Source organism: Jeotgalibacillus sp. ET6, assembly GCF_029667115.1.
Lineage (GTDB): Bacteria > Bacillota > Bacilli > Bacillales > Jeotgalibacillaceae > Jeotgalibacillus.
Genome location: NZ_JARUIU010000005.1, coordinates 22386 through 45645, shown reverse-complemented (window position 1 = coordinate 45645; position 23260 = coordinate 22386). Strand labels below are relative to the sequence as shown.

At 43.7% G+C, this 23260-nt stretch carries 23 protein-coding genes and 1 riboswitch; of the genes, 15 read left to right on the top strand and 8 right to left on the bottom strand.

Annotated elements, in window-relative coordinates; translation table 11 throughout:
* Positions 1 to 9: 9 nt before the first annotated feature.
* Both P6709_RS13995 and P6709_RS13990 read right to left on the bottom strand, forming a co-directional pair.
* The gene (locus tag P6709_RS13995; RefSeq protein ID WP_278241554.1) at positions 10 to 660 is read right to left on the bottom strand and encodes a methionine ABC transporter permease; all 651 of its coding nucleotides are present in this window, start codon (positions 658 to 660) and stop codon (positions 10 to 12) included.
* Positions 650 to 1678, bottom strand: coding sequence for a methionine ABC transporter ATP-binding protein (locus P6709_RS13990; protein ID WP_278241553.1), 1029 nt, complete (start codon positions 1676 to 1678; stop codon positions 650 to 652). Before P6709_RS13990 ends, P6709_RS13995 begins: the two co-directional genes overlap by 11 nt.
* Positions 1679 to 1819: 141 nt before the next feature.
* Positions 1820 to 1922: riboswitch (SAM riboswitch) on the bottom strand.
* A 177-nt stretch (positions 1923 to 2099) separates the two neighbouring features.
* On the opposite strand from P6709_RS13990, the gene P6709_RS13985 reads away from it, so the two are divergent.
* The 3 genes from P6709_RS13985 to P6709_RS13975 all read left to right on the top strand — a co-directional run bounded on the left by P6709_RS13985 (position 2100) and on the right by P6709_RS13975 (position 5180).
* Positions 2100 to 2441 (top strand): metal-sensitive transcriptional regulator, encoded by a 342-nt coding sequence (locus P6709_RS13985; RefSeq protein ID WP_278241552.1) that lies wholly within the window; start codon positions 2100 to 2102, stop codon positions 2439 to 2441.
* A 14-nt stretch (positions 2442 to 2455) separates the two neighbouring features.
* Complete coding sequence (copZ, locus tag P6709_RS13980; RefSeq protein ID WP_278241551.1) at positions 2456 to 2665, top strand: copper chaperone CopZ; 210 nt, start codon at positions 2456 to 2458, stop codon at positions 2663 to 2665.
* A 103-nt stretch (positions 2666 to 2768) separates the two neighbouring features.
* Positions 2769 to 5180 (top strand): heavy metal translocating P-type ATPase, encoded by a 2412-nt coding sequence (locus P6709_RS13975; RefSeq protein ID WP_278241550.1) that lies wholly within the window; start codon positions 2769 to 2771, stop codon positions 5178 to 5180.
* Positions 5181 to 5287: 107 nt separating this feature from the next.
* Here the strand turns inward: P6709_RS13975 and helD are convergent, their stop codons facing one another.
* Both helD and P6709_RS13965 read right to left on the bottom strand, forming a co-directional pair.
* On the bottom strand, positions 5288 to 7588 hold the full coding sequence (gene helD / locus P6709_RS13970) for an RNA polymerase recycling motor HelD (protein WP_278241549.1): 2301 nt from the start codon (positions 7586 to 7588) through the stop codon (positions 5288 to 5290).
* A gap of 366 nt (positions 7589 to 7954) precedes the next feature.
* Positions 7955 to 8359 carry a CBS domain-containing protein gene (locus tag P6709_RS13965; protein ID WP_278241548.1) on the bottom strand — a complete coding sequence of 135 codons (405 nt, stop codon included), beginning with the start codon at positions 8357 to 8359 and terminating at the stop codon, positions 7955 to 7957.
* Between the two features lie 250 nt (positions 8360 to 8609).
* Between P6709_RS13965 and P6709_RS13960 the strand changes: the two genes are divergently transcribed.
* On the top strand, positions 8610 to 8744 hold the full coding sequence (locus tag P6709_RS13960) for an Lmo0850 family protein (protein ID WP_278241547.1): 135 nt from the start codon (positions 8610 to 8612) through the stop codon (positions 8742 to 8744).
* A 139-nt stretch (positions 8745 to 8883) separates the two neighbouring features.
* A complete protein-coding gene (locus tag P6709_RS13955) occupies positions 8884 to 9780 on the top strand; it encodes a diacylglycerol/lipid kinase family protein (protein WP_278241546.1) in 897 nt (298 codons plus the stop codon).
* Between the two features lie 25 nt (positions 9781 to 9805).
* On the opposite strand, the gene P6709_RS13950 is transcribed toward P6709_RS13955, so the two are convergent.
* Positions 9806 to 10990, bottom strand: coding sequence for an FtsW/RodA/SpoVE family cell cycle protein (locus P6709_RS13950; protein WP_336619000.1), 1185 nt, complete (start codon positions 10988 to 10990; stop codon positions 9806 to 9808).
* Positions 10991 to 11268: 278 nt separating this feature from the next.
* Between P6709_RS13950 and P6709_RS13945 the strand changes: the two genes are divergently transcribed.
* The 7 genes from P6709_RS13945 (at position 11269) to P6709_RS13915 (ending at position 17484) form a co-directional block, all read left to right on the top strand.
* The gene (locus P6709_RS13945; RefSeq protein WP_278241544.1) at positions 11269 to 12042 is read left to right on the top strand and encodes a hypothetical protein; all 774 of its coding nucleotides are present in this window, start codon (positions 11269 to 11271) and stop codon (positions 12040 to 12042) included.
* A gap of 295 nt (positions 12043 to 12337) precedes the next feature.
* Positions 12338 to 13579, top strand: a complete 1242-nt coding sequence (locus P6709_RS13940; protein WP_278241543.1) for an ABC transporter substrate-binding protein — start codon at positions 12338 to 12340, stop codon at positions 13577 to 13579.
* Entirely contained in the window at positions 13560 to 14426 is an 867-nt protein-coding gene (locus P6709_RS13935; protein ID WP_278241542.1) for an ABC transporter permease, read from the top strand. Before P6709_RS13940 ends, P6709_RS13935 begins: the two co-directional genes overlap by 20 nt.
* 10 nt (positions 14427 to 14436) lie before the next feature.
* Entirely contained in the window at positions 14437 to 15234 is a 798-nt protein-coding gene (locus P6709_RS13930) for an ABC transporter permease (protein ID WP_278241541.1), read from the top strand.
* The gene (locus tag P6709_RS13925) at positions 15231 to 16211 is read left to right on the top strand and encodes an ABC transporter ATP-binding protein (protein WP_278241540.1); all 981 of its coding nucleotides are present in this window, start codon (positions 15231 to 15233) and stop codon (positions 16209 to 16211) included. Before P6709_RS13930 ends, P6709_RS13925 begins: the two co-directional genes overlap by 4 nt.
* A 1-nt stretch (position 16212) precedes the next feature.
* Positions 16213 to 16881: a TVP38/TMEM64 family protein gene (locus tag P6709_RS13920; RefSeq protein ID WP_278241539.1), complete on the top strand. Its 669-nt coding sequence runs from the start codon at positions 16213 to 16215 to the stop codon at positions 16879 to 16881.
* A 21-nt stretch (positions 16882 to 16902) separates the two neighbouring features.
* Positions 16903 to 17484 carry a CDP-alcohol phosphatidyltransferase family protein gene (locus P6709_RS13915; protein WP_278241538.1) on the top strand — a complete coding sequence of 194 codons (582 nt, stop codon included), beginning with the start codon at positions 16903 to 16905 and terminating at the stop codon, positions 17482 to 17484.
* 1420 nt (positions 17485 to 18904) lie between these two features.
* Here P6709_RS13915 and P6709_RS13910 read toward each other — a convergent pair.
* Entirely contained in the window at positions 18905 to 19990 is a 1086-nt protein-coding gene (locus P6709_RS13910; RefSeq protein ID WP_278241537.1) for an FAD-dependent oxidoreductase, read from the bottom strand.
* A gap of 136 nt (positions 19991 to 20126) precedes the next feature.
* Here P6709_RS13910 and P6709_RS13905 point away from each other — a divergent pair, with 136 nt between their 5' ends.
* Genes P6709_RS13905 through P6709_RS13895 form a run of 3 tightly spaced genes read left to right on the top strand, consistent with a single transcriptional unit; the run spans position 20127 to position 21368 of the window.
* On the top strand, positions 20127 to 20687 hold the full coding sequence (locus P6709_RS13905) for a TetR/AcrR family transcriptional regulator (protein ID WP_278241536.1): 561 nt from the start codon (positions 20127 to 20129) through the stop codon (positions 20685 to 20687).
* An 18-nt stretch (positions 20688 to 20705) separates the two neighbouring features.
* On the top strand, positions 20706 to 21050 hold the full coding sequence (locus P6709_RS13900) for a DMT family transporter (RefSeq protein ID WP_278241535.1): 345 nt from the start codon (positions 20706 to 20708) through the stop codon (positions 21048 to 21050).
* On the top strand, positions 21051 to 21368 hold the full coding sequence (locus tag P6709_RS13895; RefSeq protein ID WP_278241534.1) for a DMT family transporter: 318 nt from the start codon (positions 21051 to 21053) through the stop codon (positions 21366 to 21368).
* A 125-nt stretch (positions 21369 to 21493) separates the two neighbouring features.
* Here the strand turns inward: P6709_RS13895 and P6709_RS13890 are convergent, their stop codons facing one another.
* Both P6709_RS13890 and P6709_RS13885 read right to left on the bottom strand, forming a co-directional pair.
* On the bottom strand, positions 21494 to 21736 hold the full coding sequence (locus P6709_RS13890) for a DUF2651 family protein (RefSeq protein ID WP_278241533.1): 243 nt from the start codon (positions 21734 to 21736) through the stop codon (positions 21494 to 21496).
* 325 nt (positions 21737 to 22061) lie between these two features.
* Positions 22062 to 23249: a dicarboxylate/amino acid:cation symporter gene (locus P6709_RS13885; RefSeq protein ID WP_278241532.1), complete on the bottom strand. Its 1188-nt coding sequence runs from the start codon at positions 23247 to 23249 to the stop codon at positions 22062 to 22064.
* Positions 23250 to 23260: the final 11 nt, after the last annotated feature.

Genomic DNA, 23260 nt, shown 5'->3' with positions numbered 1-23260 from the left:
CTCCTAAAATTAACTTCTTCGAATTTTTTTTGACATAAGATTGCCGGTCGTCTGTAAGCCTTGAACCATAATAATTAAAATCCCGAGTGTGATATACATCGTGGTCGTATCAAATCGCTGATAGCCGTATGTGATGGCAAGATCGCCGAGTCCGCCGCCTCCGACTGCCCCCGCCATTGCTGAAGCACCAACCAGACCGACTGTCGCAATCGTGAGTGCAAGCACAAGAGAGCTGAGAGCTTCAGGGATGAGAAAACGAAAAATAATTTGATTGGGAGTGGCGCCCATTGCTTCTGCAGCTTCAATTACGCCTTTATCTACTTCTAAAAGAGAGTTTTCTATTAATCTGGCAATATAAGGCCCTGCATAAAACACCAACGGTACGACTGTCGCCGCTGTCCCAATCGAAGTACCGACAATGAAGCGTGTCACGGGTACGATGGCGACGAGTAAGATGATAAACGGAACAGACCGAAATACATTGACTACGCCATTTAACACATTAAAGAGCGGGGCGTTTTCCCAAAGATGCCCTTTTCGTGTAATGACAAGTAAAATACCTAAAGGCAAGCCGATCAAGGCTGAAAACAAGAGAGAGAAACCGACCATCCAAAGCGTCTCCCAAAGCGCTTCAATAATTTGAGTAGAATCAACCAGCATCCCGGATCACATCCTTTACTGTTATATGCTGCTGCTGAATAGAGAGGAGTGCTCGTTGAATGTCTGCGCGCTCTCCGATAAATTCAACAATAAGATTCCCGTAAGGAATTCCCTGCAGCTCTGTAATATTTCCATAGAGAACATTTAAATCAAGTGCAAACTCTCTCGATACTCTCGATAGGAGAGGATAACCTGTCGTGCTTCCGGTAAATTGAATCCGGTAAATATGTTTATGCTCCTTGCGGTTGATCTCGTTTAAAATGCTCTCCGGCAAGCCGTCATTCATGATTGAGCGGACGAATTTCTGGGTAGTCCGGTGCTGTGGATCGGTAAAGACATCGAATACCGTCCCCTGTTCAATAATAGAACCGCTCTCCAGCACGGCGACTTTATCGCAAATTTCCCGGATCACACCCATTTCGTGCGTAATCATTAAAATCGTAATTTTATATTCCTTATTTACTTTTCTAAGAAGTTCAAGAATCGATTGTGTCGTTTCCGGGTCAAGTGCGGACGTTGCTTCATCACATAGCAGGATGGAAGGATTGGTGGCAAGCGCCCGGGCAATGCCGACTCGCTGCTTCTGTCCACCGGAAAGCTGGTCCGGGTACTGATCCGCCTTGTCGCCAAGCCCCACAAAATCAAGCAGGTCTGCGACACGCTGAGACACTTTTTTCTTTTCTTCACCTGACAAAAGCAGCGGCATCGCTACATTGTGGTAGACCGTTTTTGAATTTAATAGGTTAAAATGCTGAAAAATCATCCCGATATCTTTCCGGGTTTGCCGCACTTCTTTTTTAGATAGAGAGGTAAGATCCTTGCCGTGTATTTTGATGGTGCCCTCTGTAGGTCTTTCTAATAGATTGACACAGCGTATTAAAGAGCTCTTGCCAGCCCCGCTGAAGCCGATGACCCCGTAAATTTCGCCTGTTTCGATAGTCAAATCAATCCCGGAAAGCGCCTGCACTGCGTCTTTGCCGCTGCCATATGTCTTACTTACCGATGAAAATTGAATCATACGCCTTCCTCCTTTTTATTTGAACTAATCTCATTTGATTAGTCGGTTTAGTGCAGGGAAGAGGCCTGGTTTAACGATTCAGTTCCATTAAAAAAGCCTCTTCCCGAATAAACAAGAAGAGGCCGCATACGCTAACACCTCTTCTCATCTCTCAGACTGCTGTCTGCTGGAGTTGGCACGGTGCTAATAATAGTCCGCTGCCGAGGTATCAAAGGGCCAGTCCCTCCACCTCTCGTGATAAGAAGAAATTGTTCTATTTAATTGATGTCCCTTACTTTACTACTGCAGGAAAACCATGTCAAACCATTTTTTAAAGTTCGATAATTCAGAAAATAAATCAAGGATCGAATCTCTTTTGTTTACATACCTCTATAGGGTATATTATACTTATAACATAATGACAGCGCAGGGAGTGAATGGGATGGAAAGTGTAAAAACTGATCAGCTGGTTATAAAAGAAGATCATTGTCCAAGCGGTCACAGTCGAAAAAGCCACCACTCTGAAGAAATGAAACATAATTTAACATCCCGTTTAAATCGTATTGAAGGACAAATCAGGGGGATAAAGGGTATGATTGAAAAAGATACCTATTGCGATGATGTGATTACTCAAATCGCAGCTACACAATCTGCTTTAAATAGTGTATCCAACCTGTTGCTTGAAGGTCATATGAAAAGCTGTATTGTAGACAGAATTCAAGAAGGCGATCTCGAAGTGGTAGATGAACTGCTTGCAACGATGAAGCGCCTAATGAAAAAGTAGGAGGATGATTGTATATGGTAGAAGCAGTAACGTTAAATGTTGAGGGAATGTCCTGTCAGCACTGTGTAGATGCAATTGAAAGCAACGTCCGGGATCTTGGCGGAGTAAATGAAGTGAAAGTCAATCTCCAGCAGGGAACGGTAGATGTTGATTTTCAAGATTCATTTGTTACATTAAGCGAAATCCGCGCTAAAATCGAAGAACAAGGCTATAAAATTAAATAAGAAAAGTGAAGTGTGCAGGTTATCCGCACACTTTCTTTTTCACTGTTATATACCCTATGTGGGTATGTGTCTCAACGGACTTTAAGGCGAAAGGAGTGAAAAGATGACACAAGTAAAAAGCGACCTGCATATTACAGGCATGACCTGTGCTGCTTGTTCAAATCGGGTTGAAAAAGGATTGCTGAAACTCGATGGAGTGGAGCAGGCTGCGGTTAACCTGACACTTGAACAGGCAACAATCATTTACAACGAGGATGAGCTATCTTTAAAAGATATCGAGAAAAAGGTAGAAGATCTTGGCTACGGAGTCGCAACGAAAAAAGCCGAACTTGAATTGACAGGGATGACATGTGCAGCCTGTTCTTCCCGGGTAGAAAAAGGACTCCAGAAAATGACGGGGGTTCAGTCTGCGACAGTCAATCTTGCGCTCGAACAGGGAACCATTCAATATTTGGATGGCGCAATCACTGTAGAAGACATAATTGGCCAGGTTGAAAAACTTGGATATGGAGCCAGACAAAAAAAGAACGATGACGATCCTCAAAAAGATCACAGGCTAGTTGAAATCCAAAAACAGCAGCGCCGATTTATTCTTTCACTGATTTTATCTCTCCCGCTTTTATGGACCATGGCAGGGCACTTCAGTTTTACCGAGTGGCTGTATGTTCCTGAAGTGCTGATGAATCCATGGGTTCAAATGGCACTCGCGACCCCGGTTCAGTTTTATATAGGGAAAGGTTTTTATAGGGGAGCGTACAAGGCACTTCGAAATGGCAGTGCAAATATGGATGTTCTCGTGGCACTCGGAACCTCCGCTGCTTACTTTTATAGTGTTTATCTTGCCATTCAATCCATTGGTATGCCGGTTCATTCCATGGGTCTGTACTTTGAAACGAGTGCGGTCCTGATTACATTAATCGTACTCGGAAAGCTGTTTGAAGCAAAAGCAAAGGGAAGATCGTCAGAAGCCATAAAAAAACTGATTGGTCTTCAATCGAAGACAGCAGTGATTATGAAGGGCTCAGAGGAAACAGAAGTGCCGATTGAAGAAGTAAGAATTGATGATATCGCAGTCGTAAGGCCGGGAGGAAAAATACCGGTAGATGGCATCATTACAGAAGGCCGCTCTGCAATTGATGAATCGATGATTACAGGAGAAAGTGTTCCGGTAGATAAACAAACAGGTGATCCTGTTATCGGATCAACGTTAAATAAGCAGGGATATATCAAGCTTCGTGCAACAAAAGTGGGAAAAGAAACGGCTCTTTCCCAAATTATTCAAGTGGTAGAGCAGGCACAGGGTTCAAAGGCCCCCATTCAGCGTCAAGCAGATAAAATATCAGGAATTTTTGTACCAATTGTTGTCGGAATTGCTTTACTCACGTTTGCTGCCTGGGTTTTGTTTGTGTCTCCTGGTGAAGTTGGGGCAGCCTTGGAGGCGACGATTGCTGTTTTAGTCATTGCTTGTCCGTGCGCCCTGGGTCTTGCTACGCCGACATCCATTATGGCAGGATCCGGCCGTTCTGCAGAATATGGAATTTTATTTAAAGGCGGAGAACATCTGGAAACCACGCAATCTGTGAATACAGTTGTCCTCGATAAAACAGGAACCATCACCGAAGGAAAGCCTGTTCTTACTGATGTGAAAGCTTATGGCGCATTTTCTGAGGAGAATTTGCTGTATTACGCAGGGTCAGCCGAAAGAGGGTCTGAACATCCGCTTGCAAAATCCATTGTTCAGGGGGCAGAAGAAAAGGGCATTGCTGCATCTTCCTTCCTCGATTTTGAATCAGTCACAGGCTTTGGCATTAAAGCGAAGGTAGACGGAAAAGAAGTACTGGTTGGAACGCGCTCACTGATGAAGGAGTCAGCCATTCAAACCGATGCGCTTGAAGAAGACATAGCGGCTCTTGAACAAGAAGGGAAAACGGTCATGCTTGCGGCGGTTGATCAGCAGCTTGCTGGATTACTCGCCGTTGCGGATACAATCAAGGAAACCTCAAAAGAAGCGGTCGCAAGACTTCATCAGGCTGGCATCGAAGTGATCATGATCACAGGAGATAACCTCCGTACAGCACATTCCATTGCAAAAGAAGCTGGCATTTCAAATGTGATTGCAGGAGTTCTGCCGGAAGGAAAAGCGGATGAAATCAGAAAGCTTCAAAAACAGGGGAAAGTGGTGGCAATGGTTGGTGACGGCATAAACGATGCACCGGCCCTTGCAGTGGCTGATATTGGCATGGCCATTGGAACAGGAGCGGATGTCGCGATGGAAGCTGCCGATATCACCCTGATGCAAGGCGACTTAAATCGTATTGCTGATGCCATTGTCATGAGCAGGAAAACCATGAAAAATATTAAACAAAACCTGTTTTGGGCATTTGGCTACAACACCCTTGGGATTCCAATTGCAGCGGCAGGTCTTTTAGCGCCATGGGTGGCTGGAGCCGCAATGGCATTCAGCTCGGTCTCCGTTGTATTAAATGCCTTAAGACTTCAACGGATTAAGCTGTAAGAAAACGATGCATTAAAAAGCCCCGAACCGAATAAACAGCTCGCACTCGTGAACCCTTCTGCTGGTTCTCACGATAAGCTGTTTACTCTCTTTCGGGGCTTGTTTTTTTAGGAATTCTGCCAGGTCAATTTTTCTTTTGCCGCTTCGTCGAGCAGCAGATCCTCCGGATGCTCGCTGTAAAGAGCAAGGCGGTGCATCGCGCGGGTCATGGCTACATACAAGAGCTTGCGGTCAAGCTCATTTCCTTTATAGGCTTCAGTCAAAGAAGGAATTAATACCGCATCAAATTCAAGTCCTTTTGAAAGATGAGCAGGAAGAAGGGTAATTTGATTTTTCTTTAGTTCTTCATTTTCTGTCAGAAGCTGAACGGAAAGAGTACTCGAAGCAAACAAGCTGAACATTTTTTTGCATTCGGATGGTGTTTTACAAATCACAGCAATGGTTGTGAAGTGTTCCTTTTGAAGCAGGTCAATATCCTGCTCCATTTTTTGAACCAGTCTGTCTGCAGAAAGCTGGTGATAAGCAGGCACTAATCCGTGACGAACCACGGGCTCTACGAGAGGAAGGGATTCCTCCATTTTTTCTAAAACGGTATTTGCCAGATTCATAATTTCAATGGTCGTACGGTAGCTTTTCTGCAAAGTAAAATAATGCGCTTCTCCGAATATTTCTTTTTCCACCACACCCCAGTCCCGCATCCCCCGGTAGGAATGGATGCCCTGTGCTAAATCTCCAACGATCGTAAAAAGACTGGTATCGAGAATTTTTCTGAGTGCAGCTAGCTGAAAGTAGCTGTAATCCTGCGCTTCATCAATAAACACATTTTTTACTTTCGATTCATCATCAAGCCCGTACAGGCGCCCATGCAAATAATAAATGGGTGCAAGGTCTTCAAGTTCAAACCTTCTTCTTGCCATCATGAGCTGACTGTGATGGACCAGCTGATCAATGTCCTCACTGGTTAATTCAGGGGCACAAGATTCAAGCAGCTCGGGAGACATAAGCAGTTCTTTGTAATAATCCACTGCGCTTTTTTTCTCAAACTGCTTCATATACATATGCACGGTAGAACGCGCTTCTTTTTTGACGGCTTCGGTTCTTTGTGCTTTTGTGTCCATAATGAAGGTCACTCGTTTTCTGCGTTTAGCATCATTCCGAATGCCATACAACGCTTTTTCCAGGGCTTCATCATACACATCTTCTATTTTTTTTAGAACATGCTTTTTCTTTGTGCGGAGATGATTTTGTATGACGCCTTTGATTTTATCAAATCTTCTATAGACAGGAAGATACCGGTAGTCATGCAAAAAAAGATCCGCAAGACGCGATCCGCGCAGGATCCTGAATTTTTCAAGCATCACATCTCCTTTAGGAGCAAGCGATTCCTCCATTAAATTCAAGTATCGGTCGATTATTTTCATAAAAAGCAGGGAGCCTTTAAATTGAGAGAGTTTCTTTATTTCCTCACTGGAATCCTCTTGTTCAATTAACGCAACCAGCTTTTTTACAGGATCGTCAAGACGGATGTTCACTCCAGCAGCTTTTGACATATAGTCAATCAAGGTGGTTTGTTTAATTTTATCTACACCTAATTCCGGAAGAACGTCTGAAATATATTCGATAAATAATTGGTTAGGTGCAAGGATCATGAGGTCAGAGGGATGGAAGGTTTCACTGTTTACATATAAAAAATAGGATATTCGATGAAGGGCGATGGTTGTTTTTCCACTGCCGGCAGCTCCTTGTACGATGATCGGACGATTCAGGGGAGCGCGGATAATATCATTTTGTTCTTTTTGAATCGTGGAAACAATTTCGGTCAGGCGATTATCGGCTTTTCCAGCAAGCGACTGCTGAAGCAGTTCATCTGTTGTCGTTAAATCCACATCCTGAATATTGAGCAGCTCTCCTTTTTCAATTTGATACTGCCGTTTTAGTGATAAGTAGCCCTGTGTCGTTTCACCGTTGACTTCATATTCCACGTCTCCAAGACGTCCGTCATAATAGACATTTGATACCGGAGACCGCCAGTCCACAATAATTTGCGACTGATTTTCGGGATTGTGAAGCGAAGCTTTTCCGATATACAGCGACTCTTTTTCTTCGTTTTTCTTTTGATAGTCAATTCGGGCGAAATAAGGTTTGTCATAGGCGCTTTTTAGCCGTTTCACCTGGTCTGTGTTCATTTGAAGCAGACTGGCTCCGGTTAAAAGATTCATATAGCTTAAGCTGCTGTCTAAGGAGTCGAGAGTTTCATACGCTTCCTTTAAATGCTGTCTGGCGTTTCCTGCGCTCTGCTCTGATGCCGCAAGCGCCTGGTCAATGTAAAGCCGGGTGAAGAGTAAACGATCTACTTCGTTTTTATAATCGGGGTGTGTGTAAGAAGATTGCTTTGGTTGATCTGCCAAATTTGTCACCTCATTCGCAAGATATCGATCGCAGCCGCGAAAAAAGAGCGTTTACAATCGTATCACAACAACAAAGAAAAAAGAAGAGGATATGTAAAAAATCCCCTTCTGGTTGTTTGGCAGCACATTTACGAACCTGTGATAAATGAGTCCCAGGCTCTTTGACCGGTTCACTTCGCTTCAGGTGGACGCTTTCCGCAGGGACGACGCTGAGCCTTTCCAGGGCCCTGCCCAGTAAAGTCTCAGCTTGCCGTCATTTCCTGCTGGAGTCGCCACCTTCCGCTCCGTTCACCTCATACTTTAGATACATACTGCCTCATTGATCTAAACTTTTTTAAGTTATATCCACACCACGTTAATTGCAAGTTAAGGCTGTGAAATATCTGTGAGGGCGTCTCCGGCCTGTTCGTTTGATTGGGTGGAGATGGAGAGGTCGCCAAGTGAGACCATTCCAATTACTTTGCTTCCTTCTATGACGGGCAGTCTGCGTACCTGATGCTCAGCCATCAGTGCAGCTGCTTCCTTGGAATTTGTATCCGGTTTTACACTGATCACTTGATGAGTCATAACCTGATCCACTTGTTCTTCTTTGTGCTCTGCTACTCCGCGAATGACTACATCACGATCGGAAATCATTCCGATTGCTCTGCCTTGATCCAGTACAGGCAAAATGCCTATATTATGATCCTTCATGATCTTTGCCACTTGAGCGACTGAATCCGTTTTTTCACAGCTGATTACTTCATCTGTCATTACTTCACGAACATTCATTTAAAGCACCTCCATAGTGTAAAAATCTTATGTAGTATAGGGAAAACAAGATAATTTATACATTCTGTTTAGTCAGTCGTTCAATAAATGTTCATGAATATCGATTTTTTCAATGATTTTGGATTAACTTATGAGATTGGTGGTATTATACCCGTAAACAAGATGAATAAAATTTTAAAAAAATGAAACTATATAGATGAACCATACGTATGAATAAGACAAGCACTTAAAACAAAGAGAGGTGTCGATCATGGCTAGAGACAGCGAAAGTCTAAAAAGAATGATTGCCAAACTGTCAGGAATAGGTGTCAAAATTACGAAAACAAAATCACGACTGGAAATTCTGGAGACGGTGAAAAGCTCTCATCAGGTATCCAACACGTAAAAAGCAAGGAAAAATTACATAAACACAATCAAGGTGCTCATCTTATTTGAAAATGGGGACCTTTTTTTGTATTACATGCACGATCAGAGAGAAAATAGGGTATAGAGAATTAGAAGCTTATGAAAGGGGCAAGTGCGTCATGTACAAGTCAGCGATGTTAATTTACAACGGAAATGCAGGCCAGAAGCAAATGGATAAAATTCTGGCCCAAATTATAGGACCTATCAGTTTGGCCATCCCCAATCTTACCCTGCTGCAGACACTGAAGCCTGGAGATGCTGAGCACTTTTGCAGGCAGCATGGAGAAGAGGTCGAACTGGTTATTGCTTTAGGAGGCGACGGCACTGTCCATGAATGTATAAATGGACTCTCTCCTTTAGACAAGCGCCCTGTTTTCAGCGTTATTCCTTCAGGCACATGCAATGATTTTGCACGCGCATTAGACATTCCGCTGAATGTTAAACAAGCGGCAGCTCTTATCAGCGAAGAAGGAACAGAAGAAAAAGTGGATATCGTCCAGACAAGCGACCAATATTTCGGCAACTTTTGGGGAACTGGTTTAATCGCTGAAGCATCACTGAATATAGACGAGCAGTCAAAAGGTGTCTTTGGGCGGTTAAGCTATTACATCAGTGCGTTTAAGTCGATGACAGCCCAGGACCGCTTTTCATTTGAAATGGAAATCGATGGGGAGACGCTGACTGATGAAGCGGTTATGGTTCTCGTATTAAACGGAAGATTTATAGGGGCTACTGAATTTCCGCTGTCAAGCATTCAGCTGAATGACGGCAAGGTGGATGTTTTGATTGTGAAAGAAGCCGGATTTCCATTGTTTAAAGAGATCCTTTCTGCTAAAACGACTGTGGATTGGGAAAAAGACAAAAGCACGATTGATCATTTCCAGGCATCCTCTCTGAAAATTTCCACCTCTTCCACACGCTATATTGATTTAGATGGAGAGCATTACAAAGGAAAAGATCATAGCTTGACGGTGCTTCCGGGGCATATACATGTGATAAAAGGAAATACGCAATAAAAAAAAGAGGCAGAGGCCTCTTTTTTTACACTTCTTCTTCTGAAGAAAACATATAGGTTCGATGATGAAATTTCATCGAAAAGATTAAGCCGAGTGCAAACATAATGCCGATTAACGAGCTTCCTCCATAACTGATCAGTGGAAGCGGGATGCCTGTAATTGGCAGCAGCTGAATCGTCATCCCGATGTTTTGAAAGGCGTGAAATGTAATCATCGAAATGATACCTGCACACACATAAACATTAAATGGACTCTTCGTTTGCAGCGAGACCTTAGTCAAGTGATAAATCAGCATGAAAAACAAACTGACAATAATACTCGCGCCGATAAAACCATATTCTTCTCCAACGACGGCGAAGATAAAGTCCGTATGATTATCCGGAACATATACCTGACGATCCTGATACCCTTTACCAAAAATCTCTCCGGATCCAATAGCGCTCATCGAAGTTGTGAGCTGATAGGCGTCTCCGGATGAAAATTGATAAGGATCAAGCCAGGAATAAATTCTTCGCAGCTGATAATCATCAAAATACTGAGCGATTAAGTTGGGTGCAAAGATAACAATTGAAATCAAAGAGGCTGCCAGTGCGCTTACAGATAAAAATGCAGGGAGCAAAATCTTCCATGTAATCCCTGAAACAAGCACAATCCCTATAGTAATCGCGATAAAAACAAGCATTGTACCAAGGTCAGGCTGTTCATTAATCAAAAGGAAGGGAACTCCTGCTACAGCCCCGATTTTAGCAAGCATCCATAAATCGCTTTTAACCGTGCGCTGGCCGAAATTTTCATTGTGAGAAGCGACGACTCGTGCAAGCGCGATAATGGTGAAGGTTTTCATAAATTCTGACGGCTGCAGCGTCCCGATCACAGGGAAGTTATACCAGCTGTAAGCTCCATTTATGTAAGGCACGATGCTTTCAGGTGCGACAAGAAGACCGACCAGCAAAACGATGCCAAAGCCGTACAGAACCCAGGCAATCCTTCTGAACTGGTCCATATCGAGCACCATAGTGATGCTTATAATGACAAAACCCACCACATAAAGCATGCCCTGTCTGAGTGCAAAGTTCATATTTCCATATTGCTCCGTGGTTTGTGCGGATGAAATGGCAAGAATACTGGCCATCATAAAAAAGATCAACAGGATCGCAAGGCTCCAATCAATGCGATCGGAAAATTGTTTCTGGTTATTCAATCTATTCACCTTAATTCTATATACTTTTAGTCAATGTGATCAGATACCGTGAAGTAATTTTGTCACTTCTACTAGACTATCAAATGTCAGGTCAATTCACAATTGACAGGAAGACTTATCTTGCTTAACTGTAACATGATTCTTTTGATGCATGTGATTCATAAGCTATAAATAGCAGTTCTACTTTAATGAGACGGAAAAGGTGTAACAAAAGTTTCTTTTTTTCTTCTTTCTTTTGCAGTTTGATACACTATACTTAATGAAAAAACAGAAGGGGTGATGGTCAGTTGAAACCTCAAGCAGGATCTTCGGAATGGATTTACATACATCTTAACTCAACGCAGGATTACGTCATGTCTGCTGGTATTGAATTTAAAGATTTTTATCATGCATTGTCCACAAATCTCCATCACCTCTTGCTCCTGAAGCATCAGTATGACAATGCATCCTTTAATATGCATACCCACCTGGAGTACGTCAGCGCAGATGAGATGAGCAAGTTGGCAAAGGACCCGGTTTACACATACGGGGATTTTTGCTGGATTGATTTTGAGGATGAAGCAGGCGTTGATGAGATGACTTCACAGGAAATTGCCGAACTTTTATATATCGGACATATGAAATATCATCTCCGCCCTCCATTTTACCGGAAGCTGAATAATCAATTTGTTTACCTTACCGCTGAAGATGGAACGATGAACCGTACTTACTACCGGAGTTGGGATGATTTTTATACGGTGCTGGGCAGTGTGCTGCCGGCGAAATGGAACCTGCTTCGAAGCGGCAAAAGTATGCTGAAATGGAAAAAAGAAAAAGCCGTTACGGTGATGCCGAGAGAAGTCGTAAGGACGGTTACCCATTTACTGCAGGAGGGGATCGTCATTTCACTGGCCAAATCCAGTTCTGCGAGAAACAAGATCGACATTCCTATCTGGCTGGTGGGAGATTACGAAAGTCTGAATGATCTTGAAGAAGAGATGGTTGTAAGAATGAAAGAAACCCCTGATGCCTGGCTCAGCTATGATCGGAAATCCAAAGATTGGACCGCGGTGATTGAATAATAAGCTTAGTTAAAGGAAATACAGGTGGGGACATCACTGGAAAAATTTAACTTAGACCCTGCCGCTGCGTCCATCTGAAAGCGAAGTGAACTGTTGAAGAGCCTGTGACACCTTGTCACGGGCTTTTTATTTAGGTTGCATCTTACAGGCTCTTAGAAAGGACAAAATGGTAGTGATCTTTTTTTAGAGCACTATCGTTACCTTTATAGAGAAAAAAAGACTACACTGTTAATAGAAAGACTAGGTTTAACTATCCATGCAATAGAGGGTTATAAGAAGAGAAAGTGGTGATCGCATGAAAAAATCTTTATTTCTTACACCAGGCATTCTGATTCTTGCTTTAGCAGGATGTACAGGCCAGCCATCCACATCCAGTTCCTCAGATCAAACAGAGCAATTGTCCTGGGACGAGATTCAGCAGGAAGCAGCCGGAGAAACGGTCCGCATGTATATGTGGGGAGGAGATGAAGGGATCAATCAATACATGGATGAATGGGTGAAGCCCAGGTTAAAGGAAGAGTATGATGTGAATTTTGAACGAATCCCCTTAAATACAAATGAAATCATTCAAAAGCTTGAAACGGAAAAAAGAGCCGGTCAGCAGGAAGGTACAATTGATCTGATCTGGATGAACGGTGAAAATTTTAAACGGGCGAAAGAAAGCTCGTTGCTGCACGGTCCATTTACAGAGCAAATCCCCAACTTTCAAACCTACTATGATACAGAAAGCCTCGATTTTACCTATGATTTCGGTACGGAAACAGAAGGATTCGAAGCACCCTGGGGGAAAGTGCAGTTCGTGTTTCATTATGATTCTTCAAAAATGGATGTCCCGCCTTCTTCGTTAGAAGAGCTTCAGGAATGGATCGGCGAAAATCCCGGAAAGTTTACGTATCCTGCTGCAGGAGACTTTACCGGTGATGCATTCATCCGTCATGTTCTTTATGGAAAAACTTCTTCTTTAGAGCAGCTGCTTGAAGAACCGTATTCGCTGGACTTAGTTGAGGAAGGAGCTCAGGAGGTATGGGGCTATTTAAATGAAATTGAACCTGATTTGTGGAGAGGCGGAGAGACGTATCCATCATCACTGACTGAGCTTGACCGGCTTTACAGCCAGGGAGAGATCTGGATGACGATGGGCTACAATGAAGCCCGAGCGGAGGTTCTTGTGGAAGATGGCGTTTTTCCTGAAACCACGGAATCCTTTATCCTTGAAGAACCAGGCTCAATAGGAAATGCGCATTTCCTTTCGATTCCTTTTAACAGTCCGAACAAAGAAGCGGCCATGGCAGCCATAAATTTCATGCTGTCACCTGAAGCCCAGTCTGTAAAGCTTTCACAGGAATACTGGGGTGAAAATACACCGATTGATTTTACCACATTAAATGCTGAAGAAAAGAATCGTTTTGACGAAATTGAACGGGGAGAAACGGTATTGGATCAGCAAACGCTCGACGATGCTTTTTTGCCGGAAATAGATGCTGCGTATGTACCGTGGCTGCAGGAGCAGTGGATAGATGAAGTGGCATCTGAATAAGCAAACCACCCTATTACTAGTACCCGCTTTTTTATTCCTATTACTCGTTCTCTACAGTCTGGTTATGTCATTTGTGGAAAGTGTAAAAGGGCCGGATGGATGGACACTTTCTTATTATCAAAGCCTGTTTGAAGAGGAACGGCTCTATGCTTCATTTGGCTACAGCCTTTGGATTACATTGATCTCCACTGCATTATCGATCGTTATAGGATGGGCGCTCGTCCGTTCGTTTCATACATTTATTGAAAATAGTTTAGGAAAATGGATTCTGTGGATTCCGATGCTGTTTCCTCATTTTGTCTGGGGGTATTTTGTCCTCCTGCTTCTTGGCCAAAGCGGGGTGCTTTCATCCGTTCTGTTCAATCTTGGCTGGCTTGAGTCAAGAAGTGAGTTTCCTGTACTGGTTCAGGACAGGGAAGGAGCAGGAATCATTATTACGTATTTATGGAAAGAGATTCCGTTTGTGGTGCTCATGCTGCTGCCGGTTTATACACAGCTGCCGAAGCAGTATGGTGAAGTGATTCAGGTGTTAGGCGGAACGAAGAAAGAGTATTTTAAAACGATTGAGTGGCCGTGGGTTCAGCCGGTCATTGTAGAAGTGTTTTTAATTGTGACTGCATTTATTTTTACAGCGTACGAGGTGCCTGCACTGCTTGGCGTTCAGTTTCCTCAAATGACAGCTGTTTTAGCTTATGATTGGTTTTACGGAATCAGCTGGGATGAGCGATCCTTCGCATTTGCCCTGCTGTTTATGATATCCGTTGTGATGAGTCTGTTTGCTCTGCTGTCTTTTCTTATGCTGAATAGAAGAAGATGGCTGATTTCAAAAAGTCAGCATCAGCGATAGGAGTGGCAATATGAAAAAGACCATTTTTTATATTCTTTCAAGCTTGCTTTTTCTGCTTCCTGCTTTGATGCTGGCGGTTAAAAGCTTTACACCTGTCTGGAAATGGGGGGAGCCGCTTTCTTTTGAGTGGACGCTCCGCGGATGGGAAGTTTTTCTGATGGATCCTAGGATCTATGAAGCACTATTTGTATCTATTCTCATTGCTTTAGCGGTAACGTTCTTAAATCTTATGGTCGGTTTTCTTACAGGTAAAGCCCTTTCTCACTCCGTTTTTAAAGGGAAGGGGTTGCTTGAAACGTTTCTCCTGCTGCCTTTATTTATTCCAACGATGGCAGCAGCACTCGGGCTGCACATCACCATGATTCGTTTAGGTCTTGCGAATCAATGGCTTGGCGTGGTAATCGTTCATCTTGTTCCCACCATTCCCTATACCATAAAGGTAATGAAGGCAGGCTACGACAGAGTGGGTTCCGGCATGATCCAGCAGGCGAAAGTGCTTGGAGGCAGTCCCTTTCATGTCTTCAGATCTGTTGAACTTCCATTATTAATGCCGAGTGTGCGCAGTGCCGTTTTTCTGACAGTCACAATCAGCATGAGTCAATATGTTCTGACGGCTGTAATCGGGGGTGGGAATGTGATTACGCTTCCCATCATTTATTATCCATTTTTGCAATCAGTCAATGATACCGTGATGGCGGCCTTTTCCATTGCATTTGCCATGCTTCCCGTCATAGCAGTAGCAGCGGTTGAATTGCTGTCCAAAATTTTGACGTACAAAGGGACTTTCGTAAACAGAGGTGTAACATGACGTATTTTTCGCTTGTAAAAGCCCATAAAGAGTATCAGAAAAAAGAAATTTTTACCGGTATTGATTTTTCACTTGAAAAAGGAGAAATTCTTTCGCTTGTTGGTCCATCTGGAACCGGAAAATCCACACTGCTCCGCTGTATTGCAGGACTGGAACAGTTTACAGCAGGTCATGCCCTCCTTGAAGACCAGCGGGTAGAGCACCTGAAAGGAAAAGAACGAACCGTCGGGATGGTATTTCAGCAGCCGCTGCTTTTCCCGCATTTAACGATTTTAGAAAATGTGATCTATGGGTTAAAGCTGAAACGCTCGAAAAGAGAAGCAGCAACAGAAGGAATCAAATATATAAAATCCGTGGGGCTCGAAGACTATATTCATGCCTACCCGCATGAACTATCAGGCGGCCAGCAGCAGCGAATTGCTTTAATCAGGGCACTGGTGCTCAAACCAAAGCTGCTTTTACTGGACGAGCCCTTCAGTTCGCTTGATCCCGACTTAAGACGGGAATTAAGAGACTGGGTCAGAATGCTGTTAAAACAGGAGAAAATGACGGCTATTTTTGTCACACACGATCGGGAAGAAGCCATGCTGTTAGGGGACAAGGTTGCGGTGTTGGCAGAAGGAAAAATCCAGCAAATAGGTCCTCCGAGGCAGGTATACGAGCAGCCTTCTAATGAATTGGTTGCCAGACATTACGCGGATGTCATTGTGCTGAACGACCGCGAGTACGCACCGAATCACTTTTTTGTATGGAGCAGCTCGAAGGCAGCATTTAGCGCAGAGTTCTGCGTACTCGAAGCGCAGTGGCTTAACCAGACATATCAATTCGGAGAATCCTATGCACATATTCAGATGACTGGTACGAAAAGAAGACATATCATACCTGCGAAACATGATTTGTCGCACCTGACGCCTGGAAAAACTGGATACGTGGCGGTAAACCGAAACGAGATCCGATCTTTTGATAAGGAGGAATAATATGAAAACAAAAATAAAACAGCTTATTCCCCTTGTATTATTTATATCAGGGCTTGGGGTGCTGCTGTGGTTCAGCAGCCGCTACATAAATGTAGGTCCTCGTGAAATCCAGGAGTGGATCCAATCCTTCGGTGTGTGGGCGCCTTTGCTCTTCATTCTGATTTATACGATTAGACCGCTTATCCTTTTTCCTGCCTCTGTCATATCGCTTGCAGGAGGGCTAGCTTTTGGTGCATTTGAAGGATTTCTTTATATCTTAATTGGAGCCACTTCAAGTGCAGCTGTTGCTTTTTGGGTTTCCCGAGTATTTGAAAAATCGTTCGTTAAACGAAAAGAACAGGGAAGAATCTCAGAAATTATGAGACTGATGGAAAAGAGAGGCTTCTTTTATGTGCTTGTTCTACGGTTAATCCCCTTGCTCAATTTTGATGTAATCAGCTATGCGGCAGGTCTGGCAAGTGTACGCTTCAGGTCTTTCATTCTGGCAACAGCCCTTGGAATTATTCCGGGAACATTTGGCTATGCTTTTATTGGTTCGAGCTTTGCACAAGGGGACACGCGAGTGATCGTCATTAGCGTATTAGTTGGGTTAGCCCTTATTGCAATCCCCGTTTTTTACAGAAAAAAAGTAGCTTCCTGGCTTGGAATAGAAAAAGTAAATAAACCGTAAGAAAGGGAGGAAGTACGAGAAATGCTGGATACGCATGCAAGAAAATATGTACAGCCGGTCATACAGAAAACGGCTGACAGTCTGCTGAAAGTGGGTCTGAGCGCAAACCAGGTAACGGTATTGTCCTTTATAATTGGAACGTCATCCGGCGTGCTCGTTTACTTCGGCTTCCCCTGGGCCGCTGTGATCGCGCTATGGCTTTCCGGTTACCTGGACGCCGTAGATGGATCGATGGCAAGAGCTACGAAAACCTCCCCGTTTGGAACGGTAATGGATGTAACATTTGACCGAATCGTGGAAATCAGCGTCATTCTAGGTGTAGCTTTTTTATTGCCTGATATTTTATGGGCTGCCTTGCTGCTAATGGCTTCCATCGTAGTGTCTATGACCATCTTTTTAACCGTAGGAAATGTATCCGAAAATAACGGTGTCAAATCCTTCCGCTATCAGGCCGGCCTGGCTGAGCGAACAGAGGGATTTATCTTTTTAACGGCTTTAATGATTTTCCAGGACTATGCGTTGTGGATTATGCTGGCGTTTTTTGCAGTGGAGGTTTTTACGGCGGGGCAGCGTTTTGTGGAGGCAAAGCGTTTACTATCTTAAAACACAGACCGCTGCCAAGCGCTCGCATTCTTCGTTGCTCACCCCAGTCCAGATGCTCATTGCCAAAGGAGGCAACTCCGCTCTGTCCTGAGGTTCGCGCCTTGAATGACAAGCGCTTTCAGCTGGTCTGCTGGGCTGTCTTTTGAATATAAACTTTCAGTGGATCAAGTTTTTCTTAGTTATTGGGGCAGACCGCTGGCATGTGCTCACATTCTTCGTTGCTCTCCCCAATCCAGATGCTCATTGCCCTCATAGGCAACTCCGCTCTGTGTCGGGATTCACGCCTCCAATGACAAACGGTTTCAGCTAGTCTGCTGGACTGTCTTTTGAAAATAAATTCTCAGGAGACTATGTTTTTCTTAATTGATGGGGCAGACGGCTGGCAAGTGCTCGCATTTTTCGTTGCTCTCCCAAGTCCAGATGCTCATTGCCGGAAGAGGCAGTTTCGCTCTGTGTCGGGATTCACGCTTCGAATGACTGCAGACCACTGAGAAGCGCTCGTATTCTTCGTTGCTCACCCTGCCCCAGATGCTCATTGCCCATTTGTGCACCTCCGCTCTGTGTCAGGGTTTGCGCCTCCAATGGCAAACGCTTTCAGCTGTTCTGCGGACTGTCTTTTGAATACAGACTTTCAGAAGACTATATTTTTTTAATTGTGGGGGAAGACCGCTGGCAACCGATCGCATTCTTCGTTGTTCATCTCGCGCAAGATGCTCATTGCCGGAAGGGGCAGCTCCGCGTTGTTTTGGGGCAGGTGCGACAAACGATTTCAACTGGTCTGCTGCTGGATTGTCTTTAAATGAACCGATCCTGACGGCTTGATTTTTTAGTGTTTGGGGGGCAGGCTAAGGACAAGAACCTAAATTCTTTGATGATAAATGGGATTGGTGAGAGTTGCAGTTGGAGGTGCTTGGATGCTTGTGGGTGGGGTTGTTACATGTGTTCTGGTAAGTTTGATGCTTTTCTTTTTTAGTAATTTAATTTGGAAAAAGAAGAAGTTTTCTTTGATCGCTGGCTATAGTGAGCATACCTTTAAGGGAGATAAAGATAAGTTAGCTGGTGCAGTTGGTTTCTTTCTTATGACGGCCGGATTTTTTGACTCTTATTCTTCCGTTTGCATTGGAATTTCTAGGTTCCATTGGAGGAGTTATTTTCTTAACCAGTATTATTGCAGGAATCATTGTCTTAGTGATATACATAAATCTATTAAAAAGTAAGTAAATGATCTGTGAAGGTACCCGCTAGAGCAGTGTGAATTGAGTCTGTTCTTTAAGATGAGAACATAAATAGGGCTGTGCTGGAAGGGACTGCGCACTGAAGCGCTGGACTTTGACGCCGTCCCTGGCAAATGAGGCCGATAAAAAAGTGCTGTAAACCAGCAGCAAAGAGGTTGCGACATAGTTGTCGCAACCTCTTTTTGTTACTGGTATTCTTTCATAAATTTCCGGTCAATATAGTTTTTGAGCTGCCAGGGCAGGGAGCCGTATAGGGATGTTTTACCTCTTAGAAGCAGCCCTTTTTTATAGCCGGTGGAAAGGATGGCCAGACTGTTTTTTTGAGGCTGGTAGTCCATCAACGGTTCTTTTGTTGCGACCGCGTTAAGATTGTGCCATAAGACCTCTCCCTGTTTAACCGCGTGCACGCCGTTTTTCTCCATTTCCGGATGAGTAGACAAAGTAATGCAGTCACCTGCTCCAAAGATGGATGGAAAATCAGGAGATTGAAGCATGCCATTTACCTCCAGGAATCCCTTTTCATCTACAGGGAGTCCGGATTCCTTTAGGAGTTCAGGTGGATATGCCCCGCCTAAATATAGAAGCTGATCAAAGGGGATGACTGTTCGGTTTGCGGTGACAACTTTTTTGCTGACAATCTTTTTGGCCCGTTCATCTTCATACAGCTTGATCGAGTTCTCCTTCATGAGCCGGTGCATGATCTGCTGGGCTTTACGACCATGCTTTTGAAGAAGAGTTCCGGAATAGATAAGCGAAATTTGATCATATCTCCTTTGATGCTTGCGCTTCCAGGCCGCTAGAGACAGCGCCATTTCGCATGCTGCAGCCCCTCCGCCAATAACGGCTGTCTGTCGTGACACATGCAATTCGTTAATATGATCAGGAAATGTATGTGCAGGCTTTAAGCGCGTCAGTTCATTTTTCAGTCCGGGTATTGCTGGATTCGTTGTATGTGAGCCGATATCCAGTGAAAGGTAGTCATAGGAAAAGCTTTGTCCGTTGACAGAAATAATCTTCTGAAAAGGATCGATCGTATCGACTGATCCCTGATAAAATTCGCAGTTTGCTTTTGCAGCCAGACTTGGCAAATGAATCCGGATGTCCTCAAGCGAATAGAGGCCTTCAATATATCCGGAAAACATGCCGGAATAATACTGATAATCGTCACTTGAAACCAAGATCCACTTGATATCATTATTATTTGATTTAGTAAGCTGTTTTAAAATCGACAGATGCGTGTGCCCGCCGCCTGCCAGTATGATGGTTTTCATTGAAGCCTCCTCAGTGATCTGTATAGTCTAATCATACAAAAGGATGGTCAAAAAGCAAAAAAACTTGATTATTGTATCGAAGTCTAGTAAATTAGAAACGAACGATCGGTAGGTAAAGTATAGAGAGGTGATCCAGTTGACGGAACAAAAATTAAGGCAAGCAGCTATAGAACTTTTTATTGAACATGGATATGAAGGAACCTCAATCGCTAAAATTGTTCAAAAGGTTGGGATTAGAAAATCTTCTTTTTATGCTCATTTTAAGTCGAAGGGCGAATTGTTTCTTGCCGTATATAGAGATGCGGTAACAAAGGAAAGTGAACGAATCATTGATATTGAAAAGCAGCTGGCTGAAAAGGATCCGGTCATGCAGCTGCATGAAATCTATATAAATCTTTCTGATCCTCAAAAAGGGGGAATGGAAACTCACTTTCTGCACAGGATGCTTTTTTATCCGCCCGTGGAATTTAAGAGTGAAATGAAGGTCATATTTGGTGAGATGGAAGGGCAGGCGTCGCAGATTATCCGGAGAAAAATAGCCCAAACGGCAAAAAATGAGAATGATACAGAAAATTTACTGGCTGTGTTCTATGCCCTCATTGACGGGCTGGCGATTGAATCACATCTATATACAGAAGAGGAATATGTAAAAAGACAGCAGGCAGTATGGACGGTTTTTCGTTCAAATTTAACGTAATCAGGAAGGGTGTATAAATTGGCTTGGATCTATTTAATTGCAGCAGGTGTGACAGAGATTATCTGGGCACTCGGATTGAAATTTTCGGAAGGATTTACGAATTTGATTCCCTCCATTATTACGATTTTTTTCATCACGGTGAGTTTTTATCTTTTATCAAAAGCAATGAAGCAAATCCCGGTTGGAACAGCTTATGCTACCTTTACGGGGATTGGGGCGGTTGGAACAGCAGTAATCGGGATGATTTTCTTTGGAGAATTCGTCAGTATCGCAAAGGTATTCTTCCTGCTTCTATTAGTGGGGGGAATCGTCGGATTAAAGCTGGTTGATTCAACAGAAGAAGTAAAGGCAGGTGAACAGTAAATGGCTTGGATTTTACTCGGAGTAGCGGGAATCTTTGAAGTGCTTTTTGTTCTTTCCATGAAGCTTTCAGAGGGGTTCACGAAAACAAAATACTTTGTCTCGTCTGTTCTAACTGGAGGAATCAGTTTTTATCTCTTATCACTGGCCCTTCTTGAGGTTCCGGTCGGCACAGGGTATGGAATTTGGACAGGCATCGGGGCAGTCGGCAGTGTAGCTGTGGGGATGCTGTTTTTTAAGGAAAGCAAAGACGTTAGAAAGCTGTTATTTGTAGGAATGATTGTCACCGGAGTTATAGGCTTACGACTCGTATCAGGATAACCTGGATCGTATTTAGTAAAGCCTGAGCAACATGTGCTTAAACTGCAGCAAAATGAAAAGCCGCCTGAGACCGAATTGAACCGGTTCAAGCGGGTTTAATAATATTCAGCGAACAGGTCTCAAAATCACGCTGCCAGTTTACGATTTCTAATAAATGTAAACAAGAATGTGATGACAGCAGAAAGACAGGTATACATGATGACCCAAATAAAAAAGCTCTGGTTGAAGAATACAAACATCAAAACAGTAAAGACACCAAACGTAACGAGCGGCATGATATACCTTTTAGGAAAAAGAAAAAAACCGGCAGCGGATGTAATAAGCACAATGACAGGACAAATGATGAATAGGAGTAAAAAAAGGTCCATATCCATAACGCCTCCTTCTTGATTTTAATATAGTGCAAATGATGCATTGATGGTACAAGAAAAGTTAGTTTCTCTCTATAAGAAGATGCTGGGACAAAACTCAAAAAAGTTTTAAAAAGAGAGGATATATTTATTAAAAGTAATAGGTGAGCGTAGCGGAAGGTGGGGACTCCTGCAGGATATGACGGCAAGCTGAGACCCCGCAAGGCGAAGCCTTGAGGAGGGCTCAGCGCCGTCCCTGCGGAAAGCGTCCACCTGAACCGCAGCCGAACCGTCAAAGAGCTTGAGACACTTTTGTCCCAAGCTCTTTTCATTTTCGGCTAATTCAGCCTGTTTTCACTTTGTCTGTATCACCGGCAGCTTCGTTTGAAAACCGGTCAACGATTGAGGAGATGGCACCGTCGCCTGTAACATTGCAGGCTGTACCGAAGCTGTCCTGTGCCAGGTAAAGAGCAAGCATCAGGGAGGTCATCGTTCCTGTGAAACCGAGGATGGATTCAAGCAGCCCAAGCGATGCAACAACCGCTCCTCCTGGAACACCAGGTGCTGCAATCATGGTGATGCCAAGCATTAAGATAAAGCGCAGAATCATATCAAAATCAGCGGTCTGTCCATTTATGAGCATTACTGCCATTGCACAGCTGACAAGTGTAATGGTGCTGCCGGATAAATGAACAGTAGCTAAAAGCGGAACACAAAAATCTGCAATACGTCCGCGGACACCTGTTTTTTTCGTCCGCTCCAGGGTGACCGGAATCGTAGAAGCGGAAGATTGGGTGCCGAGAGCTGTAAAGTAAGCAGGAAGCATGGTTTTTAACATCTTTACGGGGGACTGCCTGCGCAATGAACCCGCAATGGAATATTGAATAAACAAATAAAGTATATGAAGAACAATAATCATGATAAAGACTTTCAAAAATACACTTAATATTGAGCTTACCTGCCCGCCTTGCGTCATATTGGCGAAAATGCCGAAAATATGAAAAGGGAGAAGAGGAATGATGATTTTTTCAATGAGCTGCTGAATGATTTTTCGAAATTCCTCTAAAATATTCAGCAAATACGAGCTTTTTAAAGATGCCATGCCGATTCCAAGGACGAAGGCTAAAAGAAGTGCGGTCATCACACCCATTAAAGGAGCCATTTCGACCTCAAAGAATCCGGGCAGCAGCGCGGTTTCTGGATCATCAAAAGCTTGGGCGGCCTGATTTTCCATTAACACGGGATAAAGAAGTGATGCTGCTCCGTATGCAAGCAGACCCGCTGCAATTGTGGAGGCGTAGGCAATTCCGGTTGTCAGACCAAGAATTTTACCGGCCCCTCTGCCCATTGCGCCGATCCCTGGTGCAATAAACGCAATAATAATAAGCGGGATGGCAAAGTTTAAAAAGTTGCCGAATAAATCATTAAATGTAGCAAAAACCCTGATTAAGCCTTCAGGGGCAAAGCTGCCGATCACAACCCCTAAGGCAATAGCGAGGATGATTCTTGGAAGTAAACCGATCTTTTTCATGATGAGTCCTC

Excerpts from the sequence above, each read along its gene's own strand:
- P6709_RS13995 (WP_278241554.1), bottom strand. The coding sequence starts at position 660 with ATGCTGGTTGATTCTACTCAAATTATTGAAGCGCTTTGGGAGACGCTT.
- P6709_RS13990 (WP_278241553.1), bottom strand. The coding sequence starts at position 1,678 with ATGATTCAATTTTCATCGGTAAGTAAGACATATGGCAGCGGCAAAGAC.
- P6709_RS13985 (WP_278241552.1), top strand. The coding sequence starts at position 2,100 with ATGGAAAGTGTAAAAACTGATCAGCTGGTTATAAAAGAAGATCATTGT.
- copZ (WP_278241551.1), top strand. The coding sequence starts at position 2,456 with ATGGTAGAAGCAGTAACGTTAAATGTTGAGGGAATGTCCTGTCAGCAC.
- P6709_RS13975 (WP_278241550.1), top strand. The coding sequence starts at position 2,769 with ATGACACAAGTAAAAAGCGACCTGCATATTACAGGCATGACCTGTGCT.
- P6709_RS13965 (WP_278241548.1), bottom strand. The coding sequence starts at position 8,359 with ATGAATGTTCGTGAAGTAATGACAGATGAAGTAATCAGCTGTGAAAAA.
- P6709_RS13960 (WP_278241547.1), top strand. The coding sequence starts at position 8,610 with ATGGCTAGAGACAGCGAAAGTCTAAAAAGAATGATTGCCAAACTGTCA.
- P6709_RS13955 (WP_278241546.1), top strand. The coding sequence starts at position 8,884 with ATGTACAAGTCAGCGATGTTAATTTACAACGGAAATGCAGGCCAGAAG.
- P6709_RS13940 (WP_278241543.1), top strand. The coding sequence starts at position 12,338 with ATGAAAAAATCTTTATTTCTTACACCAGGCATTCTGATTCTTGCTTTA.
- P6709_RS13935 (WP_278241542.1), top strand. The coding sequence starts at position 13,560 with ATGAAGTGGCATCTGAATAAGCAAACCACCCTATTACTAGTACCCGCT.
- P6709_RS13930 (WP_278241541.1), top strand. The coding sequence starts at position 14,437 with ATGAAAAAGACCATTTTTTATATTCTTTCAAGCTTGCTTTTTCTGCTT.
- P6709_RS13925 (WP_278241540.1), top strand. The coding sequence starts at position 15,231 with ATGACGTATTTTTCGCTTGTAAAAGCCCATAAAGAGTATCAGAAAAAA.
- P6709_RS13920 (WP_278241539.1), top strand. The coding sequence starts at position 16,213 with ATGAAAACAAAAATAAAACAGCTTATTCCCCTTGTATTATTTATATCA.
- P6709_RS13915 (WP_278241538.1), top strand. The coding sequence starts at position 16,903 with ATGCTGGATACGCATGCAAGAAAATATGTACAGCCGGTCATACAGAAA.
- P6709_RS13910 (WP_278241537.1), bottom strand. The coding sequence starts at position 19,990 with ATGAAAACCATCATACTGGCAGGCGGCGGGCACACGCATCTGTCGATT.
- P6709_RS13895 (WP_278241534.1), top strand. The coding sequence starts at position 21,051 with ATGGCTTGGATTTTACTCGGAGTAGCGGGAATCTTTGAAGTGCTTTTT.
- P6709_RS13890 (WP_278241533.1), bottom strand. The coding sequence starts at position 21,736 with ATGGACCTTTTTTTACTCCTATTCATCATTTGTCCTGTCATTGTGCTT.
- P6709_RS13885 (WP_278241532.1), bottom strand. The coding sequence starts at position 23,249 with ATGAAAAAGATCGGTTTACTTCCAAGAATCATCCTCGCTATTGCCTTA.